General features: G+C 41.7%; 15 protein-coding genes. 3 read left to right on the top strand and 12 right to left on the bottom strand.

What is annotated here, in order from left to right; translation table 11 throughout:
* Nucleotides 1–101: 101 nt before the first annotated feature.
* Nucleotides 102–470 (top strand): GyrI-like domain-containing protein, encoded by a 369-nt coding sequence (locus tag D1841_RS15740; protein ID WP_201751351.1) that lies wholly within the window; start codon nucleotides 102–104, stop codon nucleotides 468–470.
* Between the two features lie 347 nt (nucleotides 471–817).
* Here the strand turns inward: D1841_RS15740 and D1841_RS15735 are convergent, their stop codons facing one another.
* The 9 genes from D1841_RS15735 to D1841_RS15695 all read right to left on the bottom strand — a co-directional run bounded on the left by D1841_RS15735 (nucleotide 818) and on the right by D1841_RS15695 (nucleotide 5,293).
* A complete protein-coding gene (locus D1841_RS15735) occupies nucleotides 818–1,243 on the bottom strand; it encodes an RNA polymerase sigma factor (RefSeq protein WP_160644520.1) in 426 nt (141 codons plus the stop codon).
* A 311-nt stretch (nucleotides 1,244–1,554) separates the two neighbouring features.
* A complete protein-coding gene (locus D1841_RS15730) occupies nucleotides 1,555–1,755 on the bottom strand; it encodes a cysteine-rich KTR domain-containing protein (protein ID WP_371722056.1) in 201 nt (66 codons plus the stop codon).
* Between the two features lie 29 nt (nucleotides 1,756–1,784).
* Nucleotides 1,785–2,264, bottom strand: a complete 480-nt coding sequence (locus D1841_RS15725) for an HXXEE domain-containing protein (RefSeq protein ID WP_160644518.1) — start codon at nucleotides 2,262–2,264, stop codon at nucleotides 1,785–1,787.
* Nucleotides 2,257–2,796, bottom strand: a complete 540-nt coding sequence (locus D1841_RS15720) for a PadR family transcriptional regulator (protein WP_160644516.1) — start codon at nucleotides 2,794–2,796, stop codon at nucleotides 2,257–2,259. The genes D1841_RS15725 and D1841_RS15720 overlap by 8 nt, the downstream gene beginning before the upstream one ends.
* 142 nt (nucleotides 2,797–2,938) lie before the next feature.
* Nucleotides 2,939–3,139, bottom strand: a complete 201-nt coding sequence (locus D1841_RS15715; RefSeq protein ID WP_160644514.1) for a cysteine-rich KTR domain-containing protein — start codon at nucleotides 3,137–3,139, stop codon at nucleotides 2,939–2,941.
* A 3-nt stretch (nucleotides 3,140–3,142) separates the two neighbouring features.
* Nucleotides 3,143–3,547, bottom strand: a complete 405-nt coding sequence (locus D1841_RS15710) for an FMN-binding protein (RefSeq protein WP_160644510.1) — start codon at nucleotides 3,545–3,547, stop codon at nucleotides 3,143–3,145.
* The gene (locus tag D1841_RS15705) at nucleotides 3,544–4,119 is read right to left on the bottom strand and encodes a flavodoxin family protein (protein ID WP_160644508.1); all 576 of its coding nucleotides are present in this window, start codon (nucleotides 4,117–4,119) and stop codon (nucleotides 3,544–3,546) included. The genes D1841_RS15710 and D1841_RS15705 overlap by 4 nt, the downstream gene beginning before the upstream one ends.
* A complete protein-coding gene (locus D1841_RS15700) occupies nucleotides 4,116–4,757 on the bottom strand; it encodes a TetR/AcrR family transcriptional regulator (protein WP_160644506.1) in 642 nt (213 codons plus the stop codon). The genes D1841_RS15705 and D1841_RS15700 overlap by 4 nt, the downstream gene beginning before the upstream one ends.
* A gap of 161 nt (nucleotides 4,758–4,918) precedes the next feature.
* Nucleotides 4,919–5,293, bottom strand: coding sequence for a TnpV protein (locus D1841_RS15695; RefSeq protein ID WP_160644503.1), 375 nt, complete (start codon nucleotides 5,291–5,293; stop codon nucleotides 4,919–4,921).
* Between the two features lie 467 nt (nucleotides 5,294–5,760).
* Between D1841_RS15695 and D1841_RS15685 the strand changes: the two genes are divergently transcribed.
* Nucleotides 5,761–6,216 (top strand): type II toxin-antitoxin system PemK/MazF family toxin, encoded by a 456-nt coding sequence (locus tag D1841_RS15685; protein ID WP_160644502.1) that lies wholly within the window; start codon nucleotides 5,761–5,763, stop codon nucleotides 6,214–6,216.
* A gap of 91 nt (nucleotides 6,217–6,307) precedes the next feature.
* The gene (locus D1841_RS15680) at nucleotides 6,308–6,457 is read left to right on the top strand and encodes a hypothetical protein (RefSeq protein WP_166554285.1); all 150 of its coding nucleotides are present in this window, start codon (nucleotides 6,308–6,310) and stop codon (nucleotides 6,455–6,457) included.
* A gap of 46 nt (nucleotides 6,458–6,503) precedes the next feature.
* On the opposite strand, the gene D1841_RS15675 is transcribed toward D1841_RS15680, so the two are convergent.
* From D1841_RS15675 to D1841_RS15665, 3 genes are all read right to left on the bottom strand, one after another.
* Complete coding sequence (locus D1841_RS15675) at nucleotides 6,504–6,794, bottom strand: phosphoadenosine phosphosulfate reductase family protein (protein WP_371722052.1); 291 nt, start codon at nucleotides 6,792–6,794, stop codon at nucleotides 6,504–6,506.
* A 2-nt stretch (nucleotides 6,795–6,796) separates the two neighbouring features.
* Nucleotides 6,797–7,255 (bottom strand): DUF3846 domain-containing protein, encoded by a 459-nt coding sequence (locus tag D1841_RS15670; RefSeq protein WP_160644500.1) that lies wholly within the window; start codon nucleotides 7,253–7,255, stop codon nucleotides 6,797–6,799.
* 50 nt (nucleotides 7,256–7,305) lie between these two features.
* A partial coding sequence (locus D1841_RS15665; protein WP_161880205.1) for a DUF6017 domain-containing protein occupies nucleotides 7,306–8,006 on the bottom strand: 701 nt, incomplete at its 5' end.

The raw sequence follows: 8,006 nt of genomic DNA, 5'->3' as shown, positions 1-8,006 counted from the left end.
GTACTTGGATTTGTGGTGAAACCATTGTACCAGAAGGGCTGGCGGGTCTTCAACTTTCATTTTAGTTTACAGTACGGATTGAAATCACAGGAGGAAACGCTATGGCATATCGCATTGCAAAAAAGCCGCCCCTGCGTATTGTGGGCATCCGTATCCCTTTGACTTCGGATATGGAAGATAATTTAAGGATAGTCCCAGAGTTTTGGAAAGCGTTATTGCAGGGAGAACAATTTTTGGAAATATGCAAGCTGTCTAATGGAGAGCCAAGAGGAATTTTAGGAATCAGCGTATATAGAAACCCGAAAGAAATTTATTACTACATCGGTGTTGCTACAAATTCCTCTGCTCCTGCGGGCATACCTGTCTTACCCTCCGAAAAGAAAATCCTATGTCCCTGCACCTCCGTTCTGGATTCGGTTTTTCTTGACTTTTGGATAAATGAAAAAGCCGCCACACCGCACCACGAATGACAGGAGTGTTTTCTCCTGCTCGGATTCGCAATGCTATGTAACGGCTTTGGGATTCAAAACCATGCTGCCATACGCCAGCCGAAAAGGACGACTTACGTTCGGCGGCAGTCAGCCTTATCCATTGGCTGACATTTCATTCTTCCATCTATGTGCTATTTAATTTTCAATCTTCCAATTCCCTCACGGGTATTTTAGAATACCATAGCGGCTGTATCCATGTCAAGATTTTGGGCAAACTTTTTAGTATTCCCTGTGGACGGGAATTTTATTCACCTATTTTGAAAATTGGGCAAGGGAATTTTATCCCCCACCCAATAGTCCATAAGAAAACAGAAAATATTAGATGGTTATAAAATCTTCCGCAGCTTTTTCCGCAGATGGTCTAGCCTTGCATAGATAGCCCCTGTTGTCAATCCGACAAGCGGGGCAATTTCCTTTGTGGAATAGCCCTGCATTTTCAGCAGGATAATTTGCAGGGTACGCCTGTCCACCGTAAGCAATGCCCGATACAGAGTTTCGTCCTCAATCTCGTCCAGTAAATCAGCAACGGTCTTTACCTCGACATTCCGCTCTCTGTCTGCCATCCCCTCAAGGTATTCGCCGAAGTCGCTTGTCCAATGGTAAAACCGCCTGTTGGAATTGAAGTCTGCCCTGTCGTCTGTGCGGATTTGCGGGGTGGTGGTTTCATCAACTCCGTGTTCCCTCAATATTTTTTCCTCGGCTTCTTTCCAGATAAGCCATTTCCTGTTCTCCCGTCCGTTGTTGTATGCCATCTTTTTTCCTCCAATCTGAAATTTTTGAAAATGCTAAAATCCAGATTGGAAAGGCGGCGAACGGCATTGATGAATAACAAAAACACCCGACTGAACGTAAGTCCAATCGGGCATAAGGATATAGGAGTTTTTAGTTCCTACAACATGATATTTTATTTCCATTTTAAGGGCAGGGATATTCTCTACTGCCCGACAAAAACGATATTAAATCCTCCTATAATAATTTTCTGTAAAGACATGGAACTAACATCTCCTAAAAACATTTCATAAATAATACAGAGCCAATGAACAGTGGTAGTCTTACCCTCCATTCATCGGCTCTGCGGCTGTGCGTCTGGCTCTTTGATGACTGTTAATCGTAAATCCTTTACTTCAATCAATGTTTCCTGTTTGCATTTCGGACAGTAGAGAGGATAGTTTTTCAAAACGGTATCCTCTCTAATTTTGTCACGGGTCTTATTTCCGCAAATGGGACATAACAACCAGTTACTTATTTTTTTCATTTCCATCATTCCATTTTTCAACTCGCTTTCAATATATTTTACTTAATAAATTTATCAAAGAATTTATATGCAACAACACATAAGCCGATAGGCAACCCAAAGAGGAGACCACCAATACATATCCCAATAATCAGATGAAGCGTTGAATAATCATCTGATAACATATAAAATCTCAGCCCCCATACAGAATTAATCAGAAATAAAAAGCCTGTTATTAGTCCATGAGAAACCTTTTTATCTTTGATTGTATAAAAGAAATGGTCTCCAAAATTGATAAGTCCCCATATCAATATAGCCACACCAAAACAAATCATATTTTTGTTGAATATATAAATGAATACTGCCAACAATAGCATAGGATAATAGATAAATATATTATTTGCCATCCAATGTCCATGTGTCATATGATAGGGCAGCCATTTATGTTCATACATCCATTTAGGGAAATCTCCAACTGCTTCCTCAAATAAATGAAATGGTATGTAGATAATAAGGTTTAATAAGATAAAGCTAATCATGTTTTTCATCCTCCCCGTTAATTTTCTGTTCAAAAATCTTTTCCCATTTTTCTAATGTTTCTAAAAGCATATATTGTTGTTCCAATATCATTTGTCCTAATAAAGTCATTTCCTTTTGTCTTGACATTTGTTCTTGTATTTGGTGTTTGGTTTTACAAATGCTGTTCTTTATATTGTTCATACATTCTTTGAAATCTGTATCATCAAGCAATGACATATTTACAATGACGGCGTTGAAATCTAAAAATATTCTGGTTTCACCTGCTGAAAATTCAGACATCAATTCACGAAACTTTGTTTTCCCATTTGATGTGAGTGTATATACTGTTTTTTCGGGCATATTCCCATTCTTCTTTGTTTCACTAAGGACAAATCCTTTTTTTTCATATTGGATAACTTTTTTGTATACTGTAAAAGAACCTATTTTTACCCATCTGGCTAAATGCCTGTCCTCAATTTGTTTTTGTAATTCGTATGCACTTTTAGGGCTTTGATAGAGTGAGCCTAAAATTATTAAATCAATAGTTGACATATATTTTCTCCTTTCAATACTGTATAATACAGTATTGTATTATACAGTATTGAGAAAGAAATGTCAAGATTACCTATCTACCGTCAAAGGGATTTGCATTAAAATCCATATAAAACAAAACAGAACCGACAACTGTGATTTCTCACAAATTCATCGGCTCTGCATCTAAAGTGTCTGGCTCTGTGATGACTGTAATTTGTAAATTCGTTACTTCAATCAATGTTTCCTGTTTGCATTTCGGGCAATAGAGGGGATAGTTTTTCAAAACTGTATCTTCTCTAATTCTGTCACGGGTCTTATTTCTGCAAACAGGACAGTGTATCCATTTTGCTTTTTCGTTCATATCTTACAGTCCTCCTTTGAGCGCATTTTCAACAGCCTTTTTTATGACAGTGCTTGAATTGGTTGCGCCAGAAACTGCATCAACATCTATTTTCTGTTCCTCAATTATTTTTTCTATAACTGTTTCTGCGGCTTTTCCACGTTCATGTCTATGCTCCAAAATGTTAATACTTACAATTTCCCCATCTTCTACAGTTACTTCCACTTTGGCATATATAAAATTCACATCATATTCTCCGATATAAATTCCATCGGAAACATCAGCAATATCTATTTCACCAATAGTAGTTTCCACTACGGCTCGTTTATAATCAGCAACTTTCTTTAAGTAAACTGCTCCACAAATCAGACCAATAAGTAATAGAAGTAAAATGATAACTGAAATTATTTTCTTTTTAGATATTCTCATTTCAAACACCTCTCAATCTTTCTGGTTATGTGCTTTGGAAGTTCCTTTTTAGAAGATGCACCTGCATAAACCACTTTGCCTATTGGTTTCATGCCTGCAGTCTTAAAAAATTCGTCCATATTCCGTATTGCCCCCCTGCTTTGTCCAAATATCCATGAAAATGGGAAGGGAGTATTGCAGGAAGTCAAAACCATATATTTTTTCCCTTTCAGACGTGGTTTTGGGAAAGTACTTGTTTCTTCCATAGCTGTTCCTAATAATCGGTCAAATAAGTTTTTAACAGGAGCAGGAACATTTGCCCAATAAACAGGAGCCGCAAGAAAGACTATTTGACATTCACGCAAAAGGCTGGCGATTTCCTGTATATCATCTTTTTGCGTACAGACTTTCGTGTCTATACAGTTACGGCATCCTATGCAGAATGAGATATTTCTTTCATACAGATTTATTTTATTCACCATATAGCCTTTCTCCGCTGCTCTGTGGATTGCAATATCCATCATAGATGCTGTCTTTCCGTTTCTATGAGGGCTACCTAAAATTGCAAGCACCAATTTCTTATTCGTGGTCATTTCATTCCCTCCTTTTCAATCGAATGGTACAACATATCAAAACCATACTCTAAAAACTGACTTTTAGATAAGTGTATTGTTTTTTCAATGTATTCTTCTTTATTTGCCGCCAACTGGATAAGCCCTGACAGCATCCCCCAAAACTGAAAGATAGCAGGCATAATTTTTATGTCATCACGCAAATCTCCTTTTTTCATGCCGCTTACTAAAAAATCCTTTATTTTTTCATTTATTTCCTCCCCGACTTGATAGGTTTCTTTCTCTTCGGGCAAATAATCTTGGCTTTCAAAATCCATGTTAATTTTATCTAACACCAGTCTAAAATAAAAAGGAAATTCTTCTTGGTATAGGACTAACCCCCGACAAATCATATCATACCTTGCCTTTGTTTCCTCCTGCTGCTCCAATGCAGAAGTTATATAACTGTAAAGCCTTTTCATGCTGTCTAACACTAAAAAACCGATAATTTCCTCTTTGTTCTCAAAGTACACATATAATGTTGCTTTGCTATATCCCGCCGTTTTTGCTATATCATTCATGGAAGTTGCCGTAATCCCTTTCTCCATAAACAATGCCGAAGCAGCAGCGGCAATATTTTCTCTATGTACGCTTTTTGGTTCTTTTTTTCTGCGTGCCATCTGTATATCTCCTTTCAATAATTAAACCATCGGTTTAATTATATTCCGTTGTTATGATTTTGTCAATCTGCTTCGCCTTATATTCATAAATAATTTCCATATTATATTCACAAAACTCTCCCGAAAAAAACAGCAGAGATTTCTCTCTGCCGCTTTGCCGATTAAGCATATATAATTTCCTCGTTCACAATCTCCCTCGCACAAGCCCTTATGCTATTGAGTTGCCCTATCCATTCTAAGGCGTTTTCTTCTTTTAGTCGTTCCGTTATGCCCTGTGCCTGTTTCATGCCCTCTATGAGCCTTTCAAAGCGTTCCTGCGCCTGTCTGTCAATGTCGGCAAGGTATGTATTCAGCTTGCCGCTTATGAGAATATTGGTGTATGTAACATTGCGGTACTGCTTCAAATAGTCCAGATGCCGCTGTCTCCATATTCCTATTGCCTGTTCTTCTTCGGCAGGTACAGTCAAGCGTGGTATTAGATAATCCCCTTGCTGTTCATATTCGCCGCCTAATCTCTCAAAGATTGATTTTGCCATTTTGCAATTCCTCCGTATGATTTGAATTTGCCTACAATCCAATCATTCTGGCTGATTACGAAGTCTTTGGATTTAACATCCTTATGGAACGCCGCCCTTGGTGGGCGGTATTGCTATACCCGAAAGACTTAACAAGCACTCTCCAAACCTGTTTCAAGTTTGGAAGGATTTTTATTGCCTGCAAATAGCAATTTCAATTTACATATATCATATCGGGGATGGGTGGACAGCCTGTTAAAAAAATCCTTGTCAATGCAAGGGGGCTTTCTACCCAAAAAGCAGAAGTCAAATCTCTACATATAAGAACAATTATATCTATAAACCGTGAGGGCGTGACAGCCTTTGCGGTTTTTCTTTTGTCGTTTTTTGTTAGAACACGCCGCAGGGCTGTTTTTGACGTGGGATGCCGTTCTCCGCCTTTCAATCTGGATTTTCAAAAAAATTCAGATTGATTGGAGGAAATTACAATGCTTGAAAAGCATCCAAACCGAAAAAAGGACAAGTATAATCTGTACACTTTGACGATAACCGAGGGGCATTATTACCTCTCTTTTAAAGACGGGCGTGGCGACATCTACTACGCAGAGCTTAATCCCGTTGTCGGTTCGGAGCAGGGCGGAACAAGACCCGTACTTATCATTTCCAACGATATAGGTAACAGGCACAGTCCGACGGTCATTATCGCAGCCATTACGAGCAGGGTGCAGACAAAATCCAAACTGCCGACACATACCGCAGTAAATGATTTTGAGGGGCTTGATAAGGATTCCGTTGTACTGCTTGAGCAAATCCGTACAGTAGATAAGAAAAGGCTGAAACAGTATATGGGGATGATGCCGACTGAAACGATGGCAAGGGTTGACAAGGCTCTTGCCATTAGCATTTCACTTAAAAATGGTTCAGAAAATAATTGTGCGAATTAGTGGAAATGGGAGGATTTGCACATTAGTCAAATGACGGCTGTATCCATATAATCTATGGCATACAGCCGTTAAGCTTTGCGGAGGTAGACAGATGGAAAATGTCAAAGAATTTCATAATGCGGAACAACAAAAGAATGAAGCCGACGAAGCAGAAAACTTTGATGTCTTCATAAAAGCTATGGTACAGGCGGTTGAAAAATATGGAAGATTTGTTTTGCAGGAGCTGGATTGTGTTGCGTAGTCTTACGCAGCCTTACATACCGCATTTTCCAAAATTATCGGAGGTGTTAGAATGAACAGGGAAAACCGTGCGGGTGTCGTAGCGTGGTAATGTGGATGCCCCGTTCACGGTACAGAAGCGCGTCCAGCTTGGCGATATGCGCCGCCATTTCGGGAAAGTCCATGCCGGTATCCGCAAATATCACGCTGTCAATCGGCATCCCCTTTTCCAGCATCAGCAACAATAAAGCGGACGAATCCTTGCCGCCGCTCAGCCCGACCGAATGGTATTCTGCCGATGAAAAACCGCCGCAGTCCTGCAAACTGCGACGGTCAGTATTGGTATTTTGTTTTGCCATTTTTACGCCCCACTTTCCGTGCCGCCCCACTTGGTCAGCACCACGGATTCGCCGCTTGCCATGCTGCCCCAAAGCCTGCCAGCGGTTTCGGCAAACTCGGCAGGCGAAGCGCAGATGTGGTCTGCCCCCAGCATCATAAACTCGCCAGGGCTGGCAAAAAGGCGCTGAAACTCGGCTTGCCGGGCAGGGGAAAGGGAGCAGAAGCCCTCCCCGTCGGAAAGCCCGCACAGCAGGAATGTACCGCTGATGCACTCATTCACAAACGGATTGTAGCGGTTGGGCGGCAGTCCCTGACGGCTGGCGTCCTCGTTGTAAAGCAGCATGACCCGCTGGGGCAGGAAACAGCCCATCGCCAATTCGCCGCCGACAATCTGCGAAAGGTTTTCCAGAGAGTAGTCCACCCGCGCCGGCCTGGGCGCTTTGCCCGGTTCCACCACCAGAATGTTGATTTCATGTTCCATGCAAAAGTCCTCCTTTGGTTTGATTGGTATATTTTTAAGCGCTGGGCGGCTTAACCGTCCAGCAGCCCATGCGCCATATCGTGGCTGACAAGGGATGTGTAATATTGCCCCATCGTGACAGGGGCGTTGTAGAGTGCCGCCAGCGTGTACGCCTTGATGTTGCCGATCTTGGCGGTGTTGCTTTTCAGGCTATCCATGACATAGCCGATATGTTCACTGTTCAGTTTCAGGAACCGGCTTTTGACAACCTCGGTGGGTATTTCCTGCCCGCAGATACGGACAGATTCCCGTGTGGAGCAGCAGATTTCCAGCATTAACTCCACATAGCCGTCCAGCAAGTCCTTGTCCCAGGGGTTCCGTTCCAGAAGAATGTCATAGTCAATATTTTCTAAAATCAGTTCGCGGTAGCTTTCCATCTCATCCAATCCCATCCTGCGCGGAGCGCGTTTACCAGCAGGGGAAGAAACCGCTGAGGGGGCAGGGGGTGTGATGGATAGATCAGTATCGCTTTTTTCAGTTTTATTTATCTCAGTATTATTAGGGGCGGAAATTCCGCACTCTTGACCGCTGGTTTTCAGGGGTGCAGACTGCGGTTTTTCAGCAGTCTTGACTGCGGCACTGTCAAGCGGTCTTGACGGCTGGTTTTCCGCAGTCTGAACCGGCGCAGAGTGTTTCGGCTCCAGAATGAAGTTCTTAACGTAAATCCGGGCGGGGTGTCCCTGGCCCTGCTTTTTCCGTTCCACAAGACCGA

The sequence above is a fragment of the Neglectibacter sp. X4 genome (assembly GCF_009917365.1).
In the GTDB taxonomy this organism is placed as follows: Bacteria; Bacillota; Clostridia; order Oscillospirales; family Acutalibacteraceae; genus Acutalibacter.
Note: the sequence above shows the minus strand (reverse complement) of the source record. Positions and strands in the feature narration are given on the sequence as shown.